This is a genomic window from Atopococcus tabaci DSM 17538 (assembly GCF_000429585.1).
Taxonomy (GTDB): domain Bacteria; phylum Bacillota; class Bacilli; order Lactobacillales; family Carnobacteriaceae_A; genus Atopococcus; species Atopococcus tabaci.
The window spans coordinates 1-20,286 of record NZ_AUCD01000038.1 but is presented as its reverse complement, the minus strand read 5'-3'; the positions used below and the strand labels follow the sequence as shown (position 1 = coordinate 20,286).

Annotated in this window: 21 protein-coding genes and 1 pseudogene; 20 read left to right on the top strand and 2 right to left on the bottom strand. The window is 46.2% G+C overall.

What is annotated here, in order from left to right:
• Positions 1-228, top strand: a 228-nt coding sequence (locus tag G470_RS0107110; protein ID WP_028274237.1) for an IS3 family transposase, incomplete at its 5' end; no start/stop codon positions are given.
• A gap of 114 nt (positions 229-342) precedes the next feature.
• Here G470_RS0107110 and G470_RS0107105 read toward each other — a convergent pair.
• Complete coding sequence (locus G470_RS0107105; RefSeq protein ID WP_028274236.1) at positions 343-1,833, bottom strand: DUF1538 domain-containing protein; 1,491 nt, start codon at positions 1,831-1,833, stop codon at positions 343-345.
• A 229-nt stretch (positions 1,834-2,062) separates the two neighbouring features.
• Here G470_RS0107105 and G470_RS0107100 point away from each other — a divergent pair, with 229 nt between their 5' ends.
• From G470_RS0107100 to uvrA, 15 genes are all read left to right on the top strand, one after another.
• Entirely contained in the window at positions 2,063-2,965 is a 903-nt protein-coding gene (locus G470_RS0107100; RefSeq protein WP_028274235.1) for a substrate-binding domain-containing protein, read from the top strand.
• A gap of 217 nt (positions 2,966-3,182) precedes the next feature.
• A complete protein-coding gene (pstC, locus tag G470_RS0107095; protein ID WP_028274234.1) occupies positions 3,183-4,040 on the top strand; it encodes a phosphate ABC transporter permease subunit PstC in 858 nt (285 codons plus the stop codon).
• Entirely contained in the window at positions 4,040-4,909 is an 870-nt protein-coding gene (gene pstA, locus G470_RS0107090; protein ID WP_420806585.1) for a phosphate ABC transporter permease PstA, read from the top strand. Before pstC (G470_RS0107095) ends, pstA (G470_RS0107090) begins: the two co-directional genes overlap by 1 nt.
• Positions 4,910-5,668 carry a phosphate ABC transporter ATP-binding protein PstB gene (pstB, locus tag G470_RS0107085; protein ID WP_028274232.1) on the top strand — a complete coding sequence of 253 codons (759 nt, stop codon included), beginning with the start codon at positions 4,910-4,912 and terminating at the stop codon, positions 5,666-5,668.
• A 32-nt stretch (positions 5,669-5,700) separates the two neighbouring features.
• Entirely contained in the window at positions 5,701-6,381 is a 681-nt protein-coding gene (phoU, locus tag G470_RS0107080) for a phosphate signaling complex protein PhoU (protein ID WP_028274231.1), read from the top strand.
• Between the two features lie 215 nt (positions 6,382-6,596).
• On the top strand, positions 6,597-7,457 hold the full coding sequence (locus G470_RS0107075) for a phosphate ABC transporter substrate-binding protein PstS family protein (protein WP_420806586.1): 861 nt from the start codon (positions 6,597-6,599) through the stop codon (positions 7,455-7,457).
• A gap of 65 nt (positions 7,458-7,522) precedes the next feature.
• A complete protein-coding gene (gene pstC / locus G470_RS0107070; RefSeq protein WP_028274229.1) occupies positions 7,523-8,446 on the top strand; it encodes a phosphate ABC transporter permease subunit PstC in 924 nt (307 codons plus the stop codon).
• Positions 8,443-9,327, top strand: a complete 885-nt coding sequence (gene pstA / locus G470_RS0107065; RefSeq protein ID WP_028274228.1) for a phosphate ABC transporter permease PstA — start codon at positions 8,443-8,445, stop codon at positions 9,325-9,327. The genes pstC (G470_RS0107070) and pstA (G470_RS0107065) overlap by 4 nt, the downstream gene beginning before the upstream one ends.
• A 33-nt stretch (positions 9,328-9,360) precedes the next feature.
• Positions 9,361-10,179: a phosphate ABC transporter ATP-binding protein PstB gene (gene pstB / locus G470_RS0107060; protein WP_035445260.1), complete on the top strand. Its 819-nt coding sequence runs from the start codon at positions 9,361-9,363 to the stop codon at positions 10,177-10,179.
• An 18-nt stretch (positions 10,180-10,197) separates the two neighbouring features.
• On the top strand, positions 10,198-10,956 hold the full coding sequence (gene pstB / locus G470_RS0107055; protein WP_028274226.1) for a phosphate ABC transporter ATP-binding protein PstB: 759 nt from the start codon (positions 10,198-10,200) through the stop codon (positions 10,954-10,956).
• 46 nt (positions 10,957-11,002) lie between these two features.
• Positions 11,003-11,689 (top strand): phosphate signaling complex protein PhoU, encoded by a 687-nt coding sequence (gene phoU / locus G470_RS0107050; protein WP_028274225.1) that lies wholly within the window; start codon positions 11,003-11,005, stop codon positions 11,687-11,689.
• Positions 11,690-11,806: 117 nt separating this feature from the next.
• Positions 11,807-12,133, top strand: a complete 327-nt coding sequence (locus G470_RS0107045; RefSeq protein ID WP_028274224.1) for an ArsR/SmtB family transcription factor — start codon at positions 11,807-11,809, stop codon at positions 12,131-12,133.
• Between the two features lie 52 nt (positions 12,134-12,185).
• Positions 12,186-13,322, top strand: coding sequence for a cation diffusion facilitator family transporter (locus G470_RS12950; RefSeq protein WP_156908002.1), 1,137 nt, complete (start codon positions 12,186-12,188; stop codon positions 13,320-13,322).
• A gap of 123 nt (positions 13,323-13,445) precedes the next feature.
• Entirely contained in the window at positions 13,446-14,105 is a 660-nt protein-coding gene (locus tag G470_RS0107035) for an HD domain-containing protein (RefSeq protein WP_028274223.1), read from the top strand.
• A 144-nt stretch (positions 14,106-14,249) separates the two neighbouring features.
• Positions 14,250-17,105 (top strand): excinuclease ABC subunit UvrA, encoded by a 2,856-nt coding sequence (gene uvrA / locus G470_RS0107030; protein WP_028274222.1) that lies wholly within the window; start codon positions 14,250-14,252, stop codon positions 17,103-17,105.
• A 52-nt stretch (positions 17,106-17,157) separates the two neighbouring features.
• Here the strand turns inward: uvrA and G470_RS0107025 are convergent, their stop codons facing one another.
• The gene (locus G470_RS0107025) at positions 17,158-17,496 is read right to left on the bottom strand and encodes a hypothetical protein (RefSeq protein ID WP_028274221.1); all 339 of its coding nucleotides are present in this window, start codon (positions 17,494-17,496) and stop codon (positions 17,158-17,160) included.
• 140 nt (positions 17,497-17,636) lie between these two features.
• Here G470_RS0107025 and liaX point away from each other — a divergent pair, with 140 nt between their 5' ends.
• The 4 genes and pseudogenes from liaX to G470_RS12945 form a co-directional block, all read left to right on the top strand.
• Positions 17,637-19,151, top strand: a complete 1,515-nt coding sequence (liaX, locus tag G470_RS0107020; protein WP_028274220.1) for a daptomycin-sensing surface protein LiaX — start codon at positions 17,637-17,639, stop codon at positions 19,149-19,151.
• 48 nt (positions 19,152-19,199) lie between these two features.
• Positions 19,200-19,511 (top strand): PspC domain-containing protein, encoded by a 312-nt coding sequence (locus G470_RS0107015; protein ID WP_028274219.1) that lies wholly within the window; start codon positions 19,200-19,202, stop codon positions 19,509-19,511.
• Entirely contained in the window at positions 19,511-19,852 is a 342-nt protein-coding gene (locus G470_RS0107010; RefSeq protein ID WP_028274218.1) for a phage holin family protein, read from the top strand. The genes G470_RS0107015 and G470_RS0107010 overlap by 1 nt, the downstream gene beginning before the upstream one ends.
• Positions 19,853-20,090: 238 nt before the next feature.
• Positions 20,091-20,286 (top strand): annotated as a pseudogene (locus G470_RS12945) (ISLre2-like element ISAot1 family transposase); the annotation flags it as partial.

Genomic DNA, 20,286 nt, shown 5'->3' with positions numbered 1-20,286 from the left:
TTCCGCAATTTTGTCAAAAAACATCAACTCACCCACAGTATGTCGCGTGTGGGCAAGTGTATTGACAACGGCCCAATGGAAAACTTTTGGGGCATCATCAAGGAAGAAATGTATCGTCTAAAGACCTACACGAGTTTTGAAGAATTAACGCATGATATTAAACGATACATTGACTTTTATAACACCCGACGGGTGACGTTGAAAATGGGCTTGAGTATTCCTGCATAAAAAAGCCATGCATGAAAAATCTCATACATGGCACAAAATATTTTGTTTATTTATCTGTCTACTTGACAGGGGGCAGTTCAACTTCAAAGTTCGTCCTTTTTTGTAGGAATATGATTACGCATCCTCTTCCGTCCTCCTTCTTTTGGATTTCGATTTAAATAGAATGCCCAGAATTTGAAGAGTGATGATTGGCATCATGGCCACCATGGCAATCATACCAAAGCCTTCACGCAGGACATTGGCTCCTTCGATCGCTTGAGCGGCGCCTTGCACAAACGCAAGAATGAACGTGGCAGTCATCGGTCCTGAAGCGACACCCCCTGCATCAAAAGCCATCCCAACAAACAATTTCGGTCCGATGAATGCCAGGCCAACCGCTATGATATATCCAGGCAATAAATAGTGCCACAATTGGACGCTCTCGATAAGGACCCGGACGATGGACAGCAACACGGCCAGTCCGACACCGATGGATAAAGCAGCCAGGACGGATTTCCGCTTCACGTAGCCATTGGTGACATCTTCAATCTGGTGTGTCAATACATAAACGGCCGGTTCCGCCAGAATGGTGACCAACCCCAACACAAAAGCCAAAAGCAATAAGTAGCCATTTGACTCAAAGGACGCCAAGCGAAACCCGATGATGCTCCCAACATCCATAAACCCAGCGTTGACGCCGACAAGAAACAGAATTAATCCGATGAATACATAAACCAGACCTTTCAAGATGCGTTGAAAAGCATAGCTGTGAAGTTTTAAAGAAGATACCTGATAAATGATGAAAACTCCCGCAATGGGAACCAAAGCGATGAGGATTTCTTGAGTGATTAGAGGGAATTCTTGCAGAAATGGAGTGAAAATGGAGTTTGTGGAATGCAGCTCCACGTCCAAGGATCCGGACATTTCACTTTGGCCGGACAAGATGCTCAACATCATTACGCCGATGATGGCGCCGGAAGAGGCGATTCCCACCAGGCCGAAGCTGTCTTTTTCAGATGCTGTCCCTCCTTTCCGCAGTGCTGCCACTCCTGAAGACAGCGCCAGCATGAACGGAACAGTCAATGCTCCTGTAGTGGCTCCTGAAGCGTCAAAGGCAATGGCCAAAAATTCCGGGGAAGTAAACAATGCCAACAGAAAAATGAAGCCGTAAATCGCCGCCATCAGTTTGTAAAGTGGAACATTGAAGACTACCCGCAACAATCCAAGGGTCATCAAGATGGCGATTCCAATGGAGACGACAACCAAAATAGTGGAATCTGGGATGACGCCGTTGGTGACCATGTTGACTTGATTGGCCAGTATGTGCAAATCCGGTTCAGCGATGGAAATGAAAAAACCTAAAAACAGACCGGCAACAACAACAATCCATACCTTGTTGCTCTTGGCAAGGCCTCTTCCTAAATGCTGCCCAATCGGGGTGATGCCGATGTCCGTTCCTAAAAGAAAGACGGCCAGCCCTAAGATGACAAGCGCCGCTCCGATCAGGAAACGCCAGAATACGAAGTTGTCCAAGGGAGCGATGGTCAAGTGGAGCAGCACCACGATCGTGACAATAGGGAACACCGCCGACACCACTTCTTTGAATTTATCCAATAGGGGGTTCACAACGTAATCACATCCTCTCGCTTTTTGTAACGTTTACATTTTACCATAAAAGAAAATCTGATGTTCATAAGAAGACAGATTCTGCATGTAAACAGAAACAGAAGTAATTTTTACATAGATTTACTCAATATTTACATTAACTCAGTATTATCTAAACATTCCTCCTATAAAGTAGGAGGTGAGGTTAAGAGAGACAGAAACACTAAATCTAAAAAAGAGGGATGACTTAATGAACTGGACAAAAGCAGGTAAAGTAGTCGCGACATTGGGAACGGTATTGACGTTGGCAGCATGTGGCAATGGTGGAGAAAACTCAGACGCATCTGCAAACGGCGGCGAATTCGATGCTTCGCAACCAATCAACGTGATTACTCGTGAAGAGGGTTCAGGTACACGTGGAGCATTTACTGAACTCACAGGAGTTCTTGTAGAAGAAGGCGACACAGAAATTGACAACACATACGCTGGAGCAACGATCCAAAACAGCACAAACGGCGTGATGACTACAGTAGCTGGCGACCAAGCAGCGATCGGATACATTTCTACCGGGTCTGTGGATGACTCTGTTAAACCAGTGAACGTTGATGGAGCAGAAGCAACACCGGAAGCAATCAAAGACGGTTCTTATCCGATTGCTCGTCCATTCAACGTAGCATACAAAGGAGAATTGAGCGAAGTGGCTCAAGACTTCTGGAGCTTTATGTTCAGTGCGGAAGGACAAGAAATCGCAGTAGCTGAAGGGTACATCGAAGCTGTAGCTGACGCGCCTGCTTATGAAGCAGCTGAAGGGTTGTCTGGTTCTGTGAGCGTAGTCGGTTCCACATCTGTTACGCCTGTAGTGGAAGCAATGGCTGAAGAATACCAAAGCTTGAACCCGGATGTATCAATCGACATCACTTCCAACGGTTCTTCTGCTGGTATGACTGCAGCAATCGACGGATCCGCTGATATCGGAATGGCTTCTCGTGAGTTGAAAGAAGAAGAAGCTGCTGAGTTGACTGCTGAACCTGTAGCAATTGACGGAATCACAGTTGTCGTGAACAGCGAAAACCCTGTGGAAGACTTGACCATGGATCAAGTTCGTCAAATCTTCACTGGTGAAGTAACTGAGTGGAGCGAAGTTGTCGAGTAAGTAGAATAACGTGACATAGACATCTCAATAACAGGAGGGGGAGATTTTCCCCTCCTGGTTTTTTGCTGGTTAAAAGAAGTGATGCAAAAAAGAAAAGAAACTGATCTAAAACCTATGCTAAGATGAACTGACGCTCTGTTTTCAAAGGTGGTAGAAACGTTCATGCAGCTTTGCTAAATAAGAGACGTATTTGATTTTTAAGGAGTGAACAAGAAAAATGGCAAGAAAATACGAAGGCTTCATGAAAGGAGTTTTCTTTCTTTCAGCGATTGTATCCATTGTCGCTTTGATACTGATTATTGTCTTCATGTTTGCAGGTGGTGTGCCCTTCATGTTGGAGTACGGGCTCGGAGATTTCCTGTTGGGACAAAAATGGACACCGTCTAATACGCCGGCTTCCTTCGGCATACTTCCAATGATCCTAGGGTCCATTTTCGTAACGATTGGGGCGGTCGTCATCGGGGTGCCGATTGGCGTATTGACCTCCATTTTCATGGCAGAGTTCTGCCCGCCGAAATTATATAAATGGTTGAAGCCGGCTGTGAACTTGATGGCAGCCATCCCGTCCGTTGTCTATGGATTTTTCGCCTTGCAGTTGATCGTACCGATTATGCGCAATTTTGTCGGCGGAACAGGGATGAATATGCTGACAGCGATGATTTTGTTGGGCATCATGATCTTGCCCACAGTCATCGGACTGTCGGAATCGGCTTTGCGTGCCGTTCCTCGTTCATACTATAACGGTGGTGTGGCGCTTGGTTCAACGCATGAACGGACCGTCATGGCTGTGCTTGTACCTGCTGCCAAATCAGGAATCATTTCCAGTGTGATTTTGGGTATTGGACGTGCAATCGGTGAAACGATGGCGGTTGTCTTGATTGCAGGAAACCAACCAATCATGCCGAGAGGACTGACATTCGGAGTACGGACGTTGACAACCAATATTGTCTTGGAAATGGCCTATGCTGCCGGAGAACACCGAGAGGCATTGATTGCAACGGCGGTCGTCTTGTTTGCATTCATTCTGATTATCAATTCTATCTTCCTTTACGTGAAAAATAAGGAGGCGAAATAATGCCCACTGAAACATCGACTCTGACGACTCAAAAAACTCGTAACACGAAGCAACTGTCCAGTAAGCTGATTCGTCTCTTGGTTTATCTTTCTGCGGTAGTGACTTTCGGATCGCTATTGTTTATTATTTTGTTTATATTGGTGCGCGGGGTGCCGTACATTACCCCAAGCTTGTTTGAGTGGAACTACACCACCGACAACGTGTCCTTGCTGCCGTCGTTGCTCACCACTTTGATTGTGGTCGGCCTGTCCTTGTTGATTGCTACCCCAATTGGCGTTTTCACCGGATTTTATTTGGTTGAGTACGCAGACCGCGGCAACAAAATCGTCAAAGCCATCAGTATGGCGACGGACACATTGGCTGCTGTACCGTCCATTGTATACGGATTGTTCGGAATGTTGTTCTTCGTTACTTTCCTTGGGTTCCAGTATTCGGTTATCTCCGGGGTGTTGACAGCAGTGATCATGGTTCTTCCATTGATCATCCGTTCAACTGAAGAGGCGTTGTTATCCGTCGGTATGCCACTTCGCCAAGCCAGCTTTGCGCTCGGGGCAGGAAAGTTGCGTACCATCTTTACGGTTGTGCTTCCGGTTGCGATGCCGGGAATCTTGTCCGGTGTCATTTTGGCGAGTGGACGGATTGTCGGAGAAACAGCCGCATTGATGTACACCTTGGGAACATCAACCAACTTGCCGACCGATTTGTTCAGTTCAGGCCGGACATTGGCTTTGCACATGTATGTGCTGTCCAGTGAAGGTCTCCACGTAAACGAAGCAAACGCAACAGCGGTGGTCCTTGTCGTGTTCGTACTAGTGATCAATGCTCTTTCTACTTACTTGAGTAAGAGATTGAGTAAAGGAGGAAAATAAATGAATCAAACAAAAATGACAATCAGAGACTTAAATTTATGGTATGGTGATTTCCAAGCATTGCATGGAATGGATTTGGAAATTCCAGAGAATGAAGTGACTGCTTTTATCGGTCCTTCCGGATGTGGAAAATCGACATTTATCAAAACATTGAACCGAATGAACGATTTGGTGCAAGGCTGCCGCATTGAAGGAAATGTTCAATTGGATGGTGAAAACATTTATTCCCACCGCTACGATGTGAACAACTTGCGTAAACGCGTAGGCATGGTTTTCCAACAGCCGAACCCATTCCCGAAAAGCATTTATGACAATATCGCATACGGACCGCGTACCCACGGAATCCGTGACAAACAGCAGTTGGACCAAATCGTTGAAGAGAGTTTGAAAAAAGCAGCGATTTGGGATGAAGTAAAAGACCATCTTGACCGGAACGCATTGTCCATTTCTGGTGGTCAGCAACAGCGGATTTGTATTGCCCGTGCGCTTGCGATTCAACCGGAAGTCCTCTTGATGGACGAGCCGACCAGTGCGTTGGACCCAATCTCGACTGCGAAAATTGAAGAGCTTGTCACACAGCTGAAAGAAGATTACACTATTGTCATGGTGACACACAACATGCAGCAGGCATCACGTGTCTCTGACAAAACAGCATTCTTCTTGAATGGATACATCGTGGAACACGGTGACACGCGTAAGATTTTTACCAATCCGGAACACGAACAAACAGAAAACTACATTTCTGGACGTTTTGGTTAATTTTGTTAATAAGAAAAATCGAGGTGTAGAGATTGAGACAAGCATATGAAGAAGAACTAAAACAACTGAACATCAGCTTTTTCCGTATGGGACGGCTGGTGAACGAAGCCATTTATAAATCGGTTCAAGCCTTTGTCAACCACGACAAAGAATTGGCGAAAATCGTCATTGAAGAAGATGAGAAAATCAACCAGATGGAACATGACCTGGAACAATCTTGTATTGAACTCATCGCTCTTCAGCAGCCGGTAACCACAGATTTACGAAAAGTCATCACTGTCATGAAAGCCTGCGCTGATTTGGAGCGTATGGGAGACCATGCAGTAAGTATCGCTAAATCTACTATCCGCGTAAAAGGCAACAAACGCGTGTACGAAATCGAAGAACTCATATCCCAAATGGCGGAACGAGTGAAAGAGATGGTGCATTCTGTGTTAGATGCCTATACCGTCGATGATGTCGAACAGGCAAAAGCGGTCGCTGAAGCAGATAAAAAAGTTGACCAAATGCGCCGGGATATTCACGCGGAATGCATCGAATGGATCAAGCAGGATTCTGAAGTGGTCGTCGGCAGCACGGATTACATGTTGGTGAGCACCTACATCGAACGCATCGGTGATTACGTCACCAATATCTCTGAATGGATTTTGTATTTGAAAACTGGTGAGATTGTGGAGTTAAATACTCATCATCATTATCCGGAAGAGAATTAAAATTTGTTAAGCAGGTAAAATATAGAGATCTCAGGAGAACAGACCGTTTTCCTGGGATCTTTTTTGGGTATATAAGAAATTATTAATTTTTCGCCCATATATTTACACAATCTTTACAAAACTGAAACGGAGACTTTACGTTGGGTCTTTATACTAAGTTAGGATAAAATTGTAAATAAAATGTATTTTTATATTAGGAGGCAACTATGAAACGAATGAACGTTCTGAATAAGATGTTGTTCCTGTTGTCTGGAATCATTTTCTTGTCTGCATGTGGCCCAGTGGTAGAGGAAGAATCAATCACAGCCGTGGGTTCATCAGCTATGCAGCCGCTTGTCGAAGCAGCCGGAGAACAGTATTCAGGAGAAAACTTTGGGAAATTCATCAACGTCCAAGGAGGCGGAAGTGGAACGGGTCTCAGTCAAATTGCTGCTGGAGCGGTAGAGATTGGAAACTCGGATATTTTTGCGGAAGAAAAAGAAGAAATTGATGCGTCGCAGTTGAAAGATCACTTGGTTGCCGTGGTGGGGATCACCCCGATTGTCCATCCGGACATCGACGTGTCGGATGTGAGCAAAGAAGACTTGGCGAAAATTTTCACCGGAGAAATCACCAACTGGTCTGAAGTCGGCGGACAAGATCTCGAGATCGTCGTATTGAACCGGGCAAGCGGAAGTGGAACACGCGCCACTTTTGAAAGTACGGTGTTTGAAGAAGGTCAAGAAGCCATGGTGACACAGGAACAAGAATCCAGCGGAACCGTACGCTCCATCGTTTCCAGCACTCCAGGAACCATCAGCTATATCGCATTCCCTTATGTGGATGACAGCGTCAAAGTACTCTCCATCAACGGAGTGGAACCAGCCGATGAAAACGTGGTGACGGACGATTGGTTTATTTGGTCCTATCAGCACATGTACACAAACGGAGAACCAGAAGGATTGACAAAAGACTTTATTGAGTATGTTTTGTCTGAGCCGGTTCAAGAGAACTTGATTCCGCGCCTGGGATACATTCCAATCACTCAAATGGAAGTTCAAAAAGATGCGGAAGGAAACATCATCGAAACAGAATAAAAGATATATGGAGCCGATACTGGTGAGAAAACGGCTTATCCAATACTACTAGAGGAGGTTCACCCTTGGAACAGATCAAGGATACGCAACCAACCCGTTCCACGAAAAGAAACCAGGAACGTTTTGGGAAAACAATTAGTTTGATTGCCACGCTGTTGATTGTATTGGTGGTATTGTCCATCTTGTTTTTCGTACTCAGCAGAGGGCTGCGGACATTTACGCAGCATGATGTCTCTGTCCTAGACTTTTTCGCCGGAACAGAATGGAGGCCGGGAGAAACGGATGATGCAGGCAATGCATTGGTAGGCGCACTGCCGATGATTGTCGGATCATTTGTCGTGACGTTGTTGTCGGCTTTGTTGGCAACGCCGGTGTCCATCGGCGCAGCCGTCTTTATGACGGAAGTGTCTCCAAAAGCCGGAAAGAAAATTTTGCAGCCGGCCATTGAGTTGTTGGTCGGAATTCCATCTGTTGTCTACGGATTTATTGGATTGACAGTTGTCGTGCCGTTTGTCCGCCAATTGGTCGGAGGAACAGGTTTTGGTATGTTGGCCGGAACGCTGGTGTTGTTTGTCATGATTTTGCCGACCACCACCAGTATGGCTGTGGATGCGTTGAACGCCGTGCCGCGGCATTACCGGGAAGCGTCATTTGCAATGGGCGGCACCCGCTGGCAGACAATTTACAGAGTGGTTCTGCGGGCAGCGATGCCGGGATTGTTGACGGCAATCGTCTTCGGGATGGCACGTGCTTTCGGAGAAGCTTTGGCGGTACAGATGGTCATCGGGAATGCTCCGGTTCTGCCGGACAGTTTTACTACACCGGCTTCTACGCTAACAAGTATTTTGACGATGAACATGGGGAACACAGTATTTGGTACATTGGAAAATGACGTGTTGTGGTCCTTGGCATCCATCCTCTTGGTGATGTCATTGGTATTTAACATTGTGACACGTTGGATCGGGAAGAAAGGGGCAATCAAAGGATGAATCCAAAAAAAGTAGATAAAGCGGCCATTGCGGTACTGTATGTGCTGGCGGCTCTGATTGTCCTGATTCTTGCCAGCCTGTTGGCCTTTATATTGATTCGAGGAATTCCACAGTTCTCATGGGAATTCTTCACCCAGCCGGCCAAGACGTTTGAAGAAGGCGGCGGAATCATCATTCAGTTGTTCAACTCCTTCTACATGCTGCTGATAACGTTGCTTATCAGCACACCGGTGGCTTTGGGGGCGGCGATTTATTTGTCCGAATACGCTCCACAGAATGCACTGACGGATTTTATCCGTACGGCTATTGAAGTATTGAGTTCATTGCCGTCCATTGTAGTCGGATTGTTCGGTTACTTGATATTTGTTATTCAATGGGGATTCGGATTCTCCATCCTGTCAGGTTCATTGGCGCTCATGATTTTCAACTTGCCTCTCTTGACACGGACGATCGAGGATGCGTTGCGGGCCATTCCGGGCGCTCAACGCGAAGCCGGATTGGCATTGGGGCTTTCCAGATGGGAAACGGTCACCCGGATTGTATTGCCGGCAGCGATGCCAGGGATTTTAACAGGAGTCATTCTTTCTGCTGGCCGGATTTTCGGAGAAGCGGCCGCATTGATTTACACCGCCGGACAAAGTGCGCCGGCGCTGGACTTCACCAACTGGAATCCACGTTCAATTTCCAGCCCGTTGAACATCATGCGTCCAGCTGAAACATTGGCTGTTCACATTTGGAAAGTCAACAGTGAAGGAATCATGCCGGACGGTGCAGAAATTTCAGCAGGAGCTTCCGCTATCCTTATTCTTGCAGTATTGCTCTTTAACTTGCTCGCACGTTATCTGGGACGGAAACTGCAGCAAAAGTTGACGTCTGCTTAATCAGTCCACAAATTTTGAGGAGGAACAAAACGTATGGCTGTTCGCCCAATTGAAACGGATGTAACGAAAACAAGCATTAAGAAGTTGCCGGAAAATCTCACGGGAGTCATCTCAACGGAAGACTTGCATGTATACTATGGGGATTTTGAAGCCATCAAAGGCGTTTCCTTGGAGTTTCCGAAAAACCAAATCACTGCTTTGATCGGACCGTCCGGGAGTGCCAAATCCACGTATTTGCGCTCATTGAACCGAATGAACGATGAAATCAAAGGTGCAAAAGTCACAGGAAAAATTTTGTACAAAGGACGGGACATCAACGCTTCCGATGTGGATGTATATTCTGTCCGCAAGCAAATCGGTATGGTGTTCCAACGTCCGAACCCTTTCAGCAAGTCCATTTACGAAAACATCGCCTTTGCGTTGAAACGCCACGGCATCAAAGATAAAAATGTTTTGGACGAAGCGGTGGAAACCAGCTTGAAACAGGCGGCTTTATGGGACCAAGTGAAAGACCGTCTCCATGAAAGTGCCATCGGAATGTCCGGCGGTCAGCAGCAGCGGTTGTGTATCGCACGGGCAATTGCCCTGAAACCGGATGTCCTTCTCTTGGACGAGCCGGCCAGTGCGTTGGACCCGATTTCCACCGCTCAAGTGGAAGAAACGCTGTTGGAGTTGAAGGAAAACTACTCCATCGTCATCGTTCCCCACAACATGCAGCAGGCATCGCGTATCAGTGATTATACCGCTTTCTTTCATTTAGGGAATGTGTTGGAGTACGATGAAACACGGACCGTTTTCACGCGTCCGGCCATTCAAGCGACGGAAGACTATGTATCCGGGCACTATGGATAAGTAAAGGAGGAAGGACACTTGGCAGCACCAGTCATTGAAACAAAAGATGTGCATTTGTATTATGGCAGTCACGAGGCGTTGAAAGGAATCACGCTGGACTTCAATCCCAACGAAATCACCGCACTGATTGGTCCTTCCGGATGTGGGAAATCCACATATCTGAGGACTTTGAACCGGATGAACGACTTGATTCCCGATGTGACGATCACAGGGAATGTCTTATACCAAAATAAAGACATCTACAGCCCTTCTGCGGATAAAGTCGAATTGCGTAAAAAAATCGGCATGGTTTTCCAACAGCCGAACCCGTTCCCGTTTTCTATCTATGAGAACGTGGCTTACGGACTCAAAATATCCGGCATGAAAGACAAAGCAAAAATCGATGAAATAGTAGAAACCAGCTTGAAAAAAGCGGCCATCTGGGATGAAGTGAAAGACAAACTTCACAAAAACGCATTGGCGCTTTCCGGCGGTCAGCAACAACGCGTGTGTATTGCCCGAGTATTGGCAATTGAGCCTCAAGTCATTCTGTTGGATGAACCGACCAGTGCTTTGGACCCGATTTCCAGTGCAAAAATTGAAATGACCTTGCAGGAACTGAAAAAAGACTATACGCTCATCATTGTCACACACAATATGCAGCAAGCTTCCCGTATCTCCGACCGCACAGCCTTCTTCTTGGACGGTCGTTTGATCGAAGCGGATGAGACAAGAAAAATCTTCACCGCACCTCAACAACAAGAGACCGAAGACTATATTTCTGGACGATTTGGCTAAAATTCGGCATACTAGAGATAGAAGTTAAGGAAAAGGTGGGAAAGAGATGAGAAGAGCTTTTGAAGAAGAATTAGACCAATTACATGTCCGTTTTTTCCAAATGGGCAGACGGGTAAACGAGGCCATCAATAAATCGGTCAAAGGATTTGTCAATCACGACAAAGAAGCGGCCAAGCAAGTCATTGAAGAAGATGCAGTCATCAACCAATTTGAGCACGACTTGGAACACGAGTGCATCGAGTTGATTGCTTTGCAGCAACCGGTGACCACGGACTTGCGGCGTATCGTGATTGTCATGAAGGCCATCGCGGACTTGGAGCGTATGGGAGACCATGCCGTCAGTATCAGCAAGTCCACTATCCGCGTTAAAGGGACCAAACGCAACGAGGAAATCGAGCAATCCATATCCGATATGGCGGACATTGTGATGCAGATGATGCGCGACGTTTTGGATGCTTTTGTAGTGGATGACGCGGAGAAAGCTGTGGCAGTGGCCCAACAAGACATAAAAGTGGACCGCATGCGCAAAGAAATTTACCAACGATGCATCGAGGACATGAAAAAAGATCCCGATCTCGTATTGGGAGCGACCGACTATATGCTCACAAGTACGTATGTGGAACGAATCGGTGACTACATCACCAATATTTGTGAATGGATCGTGTATTTGGATACAGGCGAAATCCAAGAGCTCAACACTCATCACCATGTAGACGACGAACTGAAAAACTAAACAAAAAGACCGGACGGAGAACTTTCTTGCCGGTCTTTTTTGTTGTCTTTTTATTGGCATATGTTAATATGAACATATGAACAGTCTTACATATAAAGAAAAGGAGACCGCTTGACTATGGATGAGAAGAAGAGTTTGGAACCGGAAATATTAGAAGAAGCAGTGGGGATATTTAAAATATTAAGCGATCCTACGCGGGTTTCCATCTTGTATTTGTTAAAGAAACAAGAATTGAACGTGGGCGCCATCTCGGAAGCATTGGAAATGGAACAATCGGCCATCTCCCATCAACTCCAATTGTTGCGATCCGCACGCTTGGTGAAGTCCAGAAGAGAAGGGCGTTCGGTCATCTACAGTCAAGAAGATGACCATGTCTACCAGATTTTGGATCAAGTACTCCTGCATGCTAAAGAAAAACAAATAGAAACCAATTCAGCACTTTAAAACGGCGCATCCAACGATGGAAGAGACTGACGTTTAGAAAGGACGGGTCACTGTGAAGAACGAATACATTGTACGGGGCATTCACTGCAAGGAGTGTTCCCGGGATATCGAAGAAAAATTTAACCAGTTAACAGAAGACAAAGACATTCACATTGATTATGAAAAAAGAAAAGCTTATATTCCGGAGAAGGTGGACATGGAGCAGTTGAAGCGGGTCGCCGCTTTTGAAAAAGTCTTATTGGAACCCGCTCATGAACACGCCGCTTCTCACGAAGACATTCCTGACACACATCATGGACACACTCATTCACACAGTCATGAAGTCAATTTTTCTTCCGGGGAAAAAGCTGCCCGGAACATGAAAATCGTATTTTTCATTAACATCCTTTTTGCGGTCTTGGAATTTATTTTTGGGGTGCTGTTCAACAGTGCGGCCATCTTGACGGATGCCGTGCACGATTTAGGAGATGGAGTATCCGTCGGCTTGGCGTGGTTCTTCCAAAAAATTTCCACCAAAGAACCCAACCAAAAATACAGTTTCGGCCACAAGCGATTTTCGTTGTTGGGGGCCTTGATCACCGGAGTGGTGTTGCTGGCGGGATCGTTCATTTTGATCCTGAACACTCTCCCGCGGCTGTTCAACCCGGAACCGGTGCACTATGAAGGGATGTTCTGGCTGGCGTTGTTTGCCATCGCCGCCAACGGCTACTCGGCATGGTTGATGAGCAAGGGCACGTCAGCGAATGAATCCATGATGAACCTGCACATGTTGGAAGATGTACTTGGGTGGATTGGTGTATTGGTCGTGAGTGTGGTGGTCCGGTTTACTGAATGGTATGTTCTGGACCCGCTTTTGTCCTTGGCGATTGCCGGGTTTATCATTTGGCAAACATGGCCGCAGTTCAAAAGCACAGCGGAGATTTTTTTGGATGCTGTGCCGCAAGAATTGGACAAAAAGAAAATCGAACAGCAGATCACAGACATCTCTGGAGTACACGCTTTGTCTCATTTGCATCTATGGTCCATCGATGGGGAAGAACACGCCTTGGCCGTGACGATCAGTATTGAGAAGCTGACATTGGAAGAACAGGAAGATGTGAAAGAGCAAATCCGGCAAATTGTGGCTCCTTACAATATCACACATACAACCGTAGAACTTGTGCACGATTCCGAACGCATTCTTAATTGACACGCAGCAGACGAAGACCAGTTATTTTTCCGGTCTTCGTTTTTTTGTTTGCATACTCTGTTTCCCTGTGGTAGGATAGTAGAAATTTACCTACGAATGGGAAAAATGAAAGGATGAGTGCACATGGGAATGCATCAATACATTAAAAGCCTCAGTGACTTGGAGAACATTCACCGTTGTCCGGGCAAGTTTAAATACGAAGAACACTCTGTTGCCGCACACTCGTTCAAAGTGACCCAGATTGCACAATTTCTTGGAACCGTGGAAGAACAGGCCGGAAATGACATCAACTGGCGTTCGCTTTACGAAAAAGCCTTGAACCATGACTATACAGAGCTGTTTATCGGCGATATCAAAACTCCTGTCAAATATGCCTCTCCGACTTTGCGTGACCAATTGGCGGAGGTAGAAGAATCCATGACCGCCCAATTCATTGAAACTGAAATCCCGGAAGAATTCCAAATGGTCTATGCCGAACGGTTGAAAGAAGGGAAAGACGACACACTGGAAGGGAAAATTTTATCTGTTGCCGATAAAGTGGATCTTTTATATGAGTCTTTCGGTGAAATACAAAAAGGGAATCCGGAAGTGCTGTTCACACAAATCTTCGAAGAGTCGTTGAATACCATTCTGGAGTTCAAAGAAATGGACAGCGTCCGTTACTTCATGACGCACATCCTGCCGGAATTGTTGAGCGAAGAATTCACCAATCAAGAAGAACTGCATGAGATTTCCAACCGCATTTTGGAAGAACATGAAGTGGAACAAACGTTCGTTATATGATAGAATAAAATAGACGCAGTCACTTGAGGCACGGAATTTTTCCGGCCTCCTTTTTTGCCTTGTGCTTTAGGCATGAAGTTTTCAATCAAAGTTGGCATAATGAAAGCAAGCAATTCAAATCTAAATAAAGGAAGTAAACGATTCATGGCTAATGAAAATATCGTAGTTCGAGGAGCACGGTCACACAATTTAAAAAACATCGATGTGACCATCCCGCGTGAAAAGCTTGTAGTGGTCACCGGTTTGTCGGGATCTGGAAAAAGTTCCCTTGCTTTTGATACGTTGTATGCGGAAGGCCAACGAAGATATGTGGAAAGTCTGTCTTCGTATGCCCGCCAGTTTTTGGGACAGATGGACAAGCCGGATGTCGATAGCATCGACGGATTGAGTCCGGCGATTTCCATCGACCAAAAAACAACCAGCAACAACCCGCGTTCCACCGTCGGAACGGTGACGGAAATCAACGACTTTTTGCGGTTGATGTACGCTCGAATCGGAAAACCGATCTGTCCGAACGATGGGACGGAAATCACCAGCCAGACCATCGACCAAATGGTGGACCGTATTCTCGAGCTTCCCGAACGCAGCCGGATTCAGATTTTGGCGCCGGTTGTTTACGGGAAAAGAGGTCAGCATAAAAAAGTTTTCGAACAAATTCAAAAATCCGGTTATGTACGGGTACGCGTTGACAAAGAGATGCGCGACATTTCCGAAGAGTTCGACCTGAACAAAAACCAAAAGCATGACATCGATGTCGTCATCGACCGGATTGTGGTAAAAGAAGGCATTCGGTCCCGATTAGCCGACTCGTTGGAAACCGCATTGAATTTGGCGGACGGGTACGCATTGGTGGATGTGATCGGGGAAGAAGAGATTCTGTTCAGCGAACACTACGCCTGCCCATATTGCGGATTCACCGTTCCGGAATTGGAGCCGCGGTTGTTTTCTTTCAACGCCCCTTATGGAGCCTGCCCGGAATGTGACGGACTCGGCACCAAATTGGAAGTGGACGTCGACTTGATTGTTCCCGACTCCAGCTTGACTCTGCGGGAAGGAGCGATGGCTCCGTGGCGGCCGATCAGTTCAAACTATTACCCAGCGATGCTGGAACAGGCATGTGAACAATTCGGCATAGACATGGATACGCCGTTTGAAGATTTGCCGCAGGAACACCAGGACATCGTGTTGTATGGTTCTGGGGATACGAAGTTCCATTTCCACTACAAAAACGATTTTGGCAATGTGCGGGACAGCGACATTCCTTTTGAAGGCGTCATAAATAATGTCAATCGCCGTTACCACGAAACAAGCAGTGAGTTCACACGCGGTGTGATGCAGCAATACATGACTGAACTTCCTTGTGCCGTTTGTAAAGGGAAGCGTCTGAGCCGGGAAGCATTGGCTGTAAAAGTTCAAGGGAAAGACATTTCAGAAATAAGCGACTTGGCCATCGGAGATTCTCTTCAGTTTTTCAAACAGATGGAACTGAATGAGCAGGACCAGGCCATTGCCGCTCCGATTCGAAAAGAAATTGATGACCGACTGAGTTTCTTGCGCAACGTGGGATTGGAGTACCTCACGCTAAGCCGGAAAGCCGGCACGCTCTCCGGCGGGGAAGCGCAACGTATCCGTTTGGCTACACAGATTGGATCCAACCTTTCGGGAGTGTTGTACATCTTGGACGAACCGTCCATCGGCCTGCATCAACGGGACAACAACCGCTTGATTGACTCGCTTCAAAAAATGCGCGATTTGGGCAATACATTGGTGGTCGTCGAGCACGACGAAGACACGATGCTGGCGGCGGACTACTTGATTGACATCGGTCCGGGCGCGGGAGATGAAGGCGGCGAAATTGTCGCCAGCGGAACGCCGGAAGAAGTGTCAAAAGATGCCGCTTCTTTGACGGGTGCATATCTTTCCGGAAAAAAATTCATCCCCGTGCCTGAAGAGCGGCGCACCGAAGACAAAGGGGCCGTCCGTGTGGAAGGTGCATCGGAGAACAACTTGAAGAACGTATCCGTGGACTTCCCATTGGGCCGGTTTGTCGCGGTCACCGGCGTGTCCGGATCTGGAAAAAGTTCCCTCGTCAACCAAGTGTTGAAAAAGGCGTTGAAGAGAGAATTGAACCGGGCGAAAAAACGTCCTGGTGCATTCAAGAAAATCAGCGGCTACGAAGGATTGGAAAAGGTCGTCTCCATTGACCAAAGCCCGATTGGACGGACTCCGCGAAGCAACCCGGCGACGTATACGGGTGTGTTTGATGATATCCGCGACTTGTTCGCAACGACCAACGAAGCGAAGATGCGCGGCTACAAAAAAGGACGCTTCAGCTTCAACGTCAAAGGCGGGCGCTGCGAAGCCTGCAAGGGCGATGGAATCTTGAAGATTGAAATGCACTTCTTGCCGGATGTCTATGTCCCATGTGAAGTCTGCCATGGAACCCGCTACAACTCTGAGACGTTGGAAGTGCGGTACAAAGGCAAAAACATTTCAGAAGTCTTGGATTTGACGATTGAAGACGCATTGGAGTTCTTCACCAATGTGCCGAAGATCAGACGCAAGCTTCAAACGATTGTGGATGTCGGCTTAGGGTATGTGAAACTGGGGCAGCCCGCCACCACTCTTTCTGGAGGGGAAGCGCAGCGGATGAAGCTGGCCAGTGAGTTGCAGCGCCGTACGAACGGCAGCAACTTCTATATTTTGGACGAACCGACAACCGGTTTGCATACCGACGACATTGCGCGTTTGTTGGCAGTTCTGGATCGTTTGGTTGAAGATGGCAACACCGTTTTGGTGATTGAGCACAACTTGGATGTCATCAAAACAGCCGACCATTTGATCGATCTTGGACCGGAAGGCGGAGAAGGCGGCGGTACCATCATCGCTACCGGCACGCCGGAAGAAGTCGCAGAAGTCGAAGAAAGCTACACCGGACAATATCTCAAAAAAATCTTGGAGCGCGACCGTGCACGCACCACGGCCCTGAAATCCAATTAAACAAAAAAAGCATGAACTTCCCCACACGGAGTAGTTCATGCTTTTTCTTTGTTTATTGAAAATAGGCAGGAAATGATAGGATTAACACTAAACCGATTATGACCGTTACTGCAAAGCAAATCCAACCTATCGTTTTTGTTTTCTTGTCGACAGCCATTCTTTTTTCCAGTTTGCTGATAGCGTTGCTTACAATAATCAAACTAATCATTGGAATCATCCCCAAAAGAGGATAGTCGACTACAAATAATCCTACCACTAAAGCAAATACCGCAAGAGCAACTTTGTTTAGTATTGTCTGAATAAAAATCTCCTCCGTTTTACACCAAATTTTTTCACTTATATTATTCAGCTTAACATTGCTGGAAGTTGAAAGAAAAGATTCTTTGTCCATCTCTTTTGCAGGCGTTTTTTAGAAATCATCCTTTAGACCTATGACATTTTTTCTTCTTTTAGGCATAATGAACATAGAAGATTTGAATTGGCCGGTGTCTCCGTAAAAAGGAGCGGGTATCAATTAAGGAGGAAACAACCATGCAGGAACGAGAAAGAATATTGGAACTAGTCAAAAAAGGCATCCTGTCGACAGAAGAAGCGTTGGATCTCTTGGAAAATTTAGCAAAGAAAGAAAGCCGTGAAGCCGCCCAAAAAGAATACTCCAAAGTAGAAAAAGAAACATTGGAAACTGAACCAGCGGCGGAAGAAGAGCCGGTAACAGAAGAAGACGAAGAACGCATCGACATCGATAAAGTGTTGGAAGAATTGGCGAACGAAGCCTCCAGCTACTCTGTTGAGTTGGATCGTTTGGAAAAAGAAATGAACGATGTAGAGTCGCAATTGACTGAAGCAGAAGAAGAGTTGTTGGAAATCGGAGCCATGGAAGATTTGGACGGGATGGATGCAGCAAAAGAAGCGCGCAAAGAAACCCTTAAAAGCCAAATCAAGGACCTGGAAGCCCGTTATGAAGCGTTGAAGGCAGAACATGACGAATTGATGAAGAAACTGCACAACGTCAAAATGAAACAATGGTCCGCCCAAGCGAAACGCTTCGTGAAAAACGTGGATATTCCGTCCGACTGGAAAGAAAATGCATCTGAAACCGTCGGACAGGTAGGAGAAAAAGTTGCCCAAGCCGGAACCGAATTTGCTAAAGTGATGAAAGGCACCCTCGATTCCGTCATGGAAAATGTGGACTGGAAAGACGTCAATGTCCGTATTCCAAGCGTGGCAACGAAAAAACTCTCCCATGAGTTCGTTTACCCAGCCAGCACTGCCAGCATTTTGGACTTCAAGATTGCCAATGGGAATGTTACGTTCAAGCAGGCTGAAGACGATGCAATCCGTATAGATGCAAACATCAAACTTTATGGTAAAATGGAAACGGAAGATGCGTTCCAAGCCTTCCAACGACGCAGTGCCGTCAAAGAAACAGAAGACACACTGCAATTCCATGTGCCGAATAAACGAGTTCGGATTGACATGACCGTTTATCTGCCAAAAAGAACGTATGACTATACAGCTGTTCACATGTTGAATGGGAATGTCACTTTTGACAACTTCAACGGAAAAGATGTATACGTGAAGAGCACAAACGGAAAATTGGCATTCAACAACTCCGAAGCAGTGATGTTGGAAACAAAAGGCACGAACGGAAATGTTGCTTTGGTGGACAGCAAACTACGTGACTTGTTGATCAGCAACATCAATGGCGACATCATCATCCGTGGAGAAGTCACCAGCAGCAATGTAGCGACTGTCAACGGAACCGTCCGTGTGACTTTGACGGGAGACGATTTAATCCGATTGGACGCCACCTCTGTGAACGGACGTGTGAAAGTTGCCGTGCCGCATGAATTGGATGTGGAAGCAGAAGTCCGAACCAACTTTGGAAAAATCTACAACCGCATGCAGGACATCGAAGTGGTGGATGAAAGAAAAGAGCGCACCCATCAAGCGCTTCGTTTCAGACGCATCCGTAAAGGAGAAGCGTTCCAATTGACAGCAGGCACAACTGCTGGAAGTGTTCTTTTGAAAGACACGGATAAATAAGGAAACATTTTAAGGCACACAAAATCTGAATCAGTGAGGTGAAAATGAATGAAACGATTAAAAAAATCTAGACACAATGCTGTTATCTTCGGTGTGTTGGGTGGATTGGGTGAATACTTCAACATCGATCCGGTGATTCTACGTGTGATTGTCGTCGTTTTGACATTCATTGGCGTTGGTTCAACTGTACCGCTTTATCTTATCTTGGCATTAGTGATGCCGGATGATGAAAGAGGTCCACGTTCTTCCGGTTCGAACAGAGACTGGAATCGTCCACGCGGCGGTTCAGGTCGTCCGTCCCCATCCCAAAAACGGAAAGAGGCGGAGAAAGTCGAAGAGGACGATTGGAGTGACTTCTAATGAAGTGGTGGCAAAAAATCCTTGCCAATGCGATTATCTTTATCTCATTGGCGGGGTTGTTTGATGGTTTTTACGTTGGAAGTATCTGGGTGGCATTAGGAGCCAGCGTGATGCTGGGGTTTTTGAACCTGTTTGTGAAACCCTTCTTGTTTTTCCTGTCGCTCCCGATTACCATTCTGACGTTTGGACTCTTTAGTGTAGTGATTAACGCGATTATGCTGAATTTGACCTCGTTCTTCATCGGAAGTGGATTTGCATTCGCTTCTTTCGGAACGTCCCTATTGGTCGCAATCTGTATGTCGCTCATCAATGCAGTCTTAAACACCCCGAGAGTCGAGTAAAATAACAGAGACACCTCCTTCTGTGCAGAAACTTTGCGCAGAAGGAGTTTTTTTGTATAAAAGCTTTTTTGTAAAGCGGATCAAGTGAATTTCGCCAACCCTCCCGGGAAAGCTCATCAGCGGGTGCTGCTGTTGTTAGTGTAAAATAGTTCTCGGTAAGTCATCTATTGTTTATTGGACAAAAAGAAACGAGACCTTTATTCTAAAAGTTACCACACAAATAGAAAGAGGTCTCGTTATGAACAATATAATAGCACAAATCATTGCATTGTGGAAGGAAGAAGATACCCTACTTGATATAGAAAGCCATTTAAACCTATGGTTTCAAGGATGGAATGAATGGATAATGAAATACGCAATAGAACGAATGGACAAGGAACTGTATTACCACTATAAGCAAGAGGGCTGGAAAATAGATAGAATAGAACAGCGAA

Bases quoted from the DNA above. Each gene is read 5' to 3' on its own strand.
- pstB (WP_028274232.1), top strand. From the start codon at position 4,910: ATGAATCAAACAAAAATGACAATCAGAGACTTAAATTTATGGTATGGT.
- phoU (WP_028274225.1), top strand. From the start codon at position 11,003: ATGAGAAGAGCTTTTGAAGAAGAATTAGACCAATTACATGTCCGTTTT.
- G470_RS0107010 (WP_028274218.1), top strand. From the start codon at position 19,511: ATGAAGTGGTGGCAAAAAATCCTTGCCAATGCGATTATCTTTATCTCA.
- G470_RS0107075 (WP_420806586.1), top strand. From the start codon at position 6,597: ATGAACGTTCTGAATAAGATGTTGTTCCTGTTGTCTGGAATCATTTTC.
- G470_RS0107015 (WP_028274219.1), top strand. From the start codon at position 19,200: ATGAAACGATTAAAAAAATCTAGACACAATGCTGTTATCTTCGGTGTG.
- G470_RS0107045 (WP_028274224.1), top strand. From the start codon at position 11,807: ATGGATGAGAAGAAGAGTTTGGAACCGGAAATATTAGAAGAAGCAGTG.
- pstA (WP_420806585.1), top strand. From the start codon at position 4,040: ATGCCCACTGAAACATCGACTCTGACGACTCAAAAAACTCGTAACACG.
- G470_RS0107025 (WP_028274221.1), bottom strand. From the start codon at position 17,496: ATGGACAAAGAATCTTTTCTTTCAACTTCCAGCAATGTTAAGCTGAAT.
- pstB (WP_035445260.1), top strand. From the start codon at position 9,361: ATGGCTGTTCGCCCAATTGAAACGGATGTAACGAAAACAAGCATTAAG.
- G470_RS0107100 (WP_028274235.1), top strand. From the start codon at position 2,063: ATGAACTGGACAAAAGCAGGTAAAGTAGTCGCGACATTGGGAACGGTA.
- liaX (WP_028274220.1), top strand. From the start codon at position 17,637: ATGCAGGAACGAGAAAGAATATTGGAACTAGTCAAAAAAGGCATCCTG.
- pstA (WP_028274228.1), top strand. From the start codon at position 8,443: ATGAATCCAAAAAAAGTAGATAAAGCGGCCATTGCGGTACTGTATGTG.
- uvrA (WP_028274222.1), top strand. From the start codon at position 14,250: ATGGCTAATGAAAATATCGTAGTTCGAGGAGCACGGTCACACAATTTA.
- G470_RS0107035 (WP_028274223.1), top strand. From the start codon at position 13,446: ATGGGAATGCATCAATACATTAAAAGCCTCAGTGACTTGGAGAACATT.
- pstC (WP_028274234.1), top strand. From the start codon at position 3,183: ATGGCAAGAAAATACGAAGGCTTCATGAAAGGAGTTTTCTTTCTTTCA.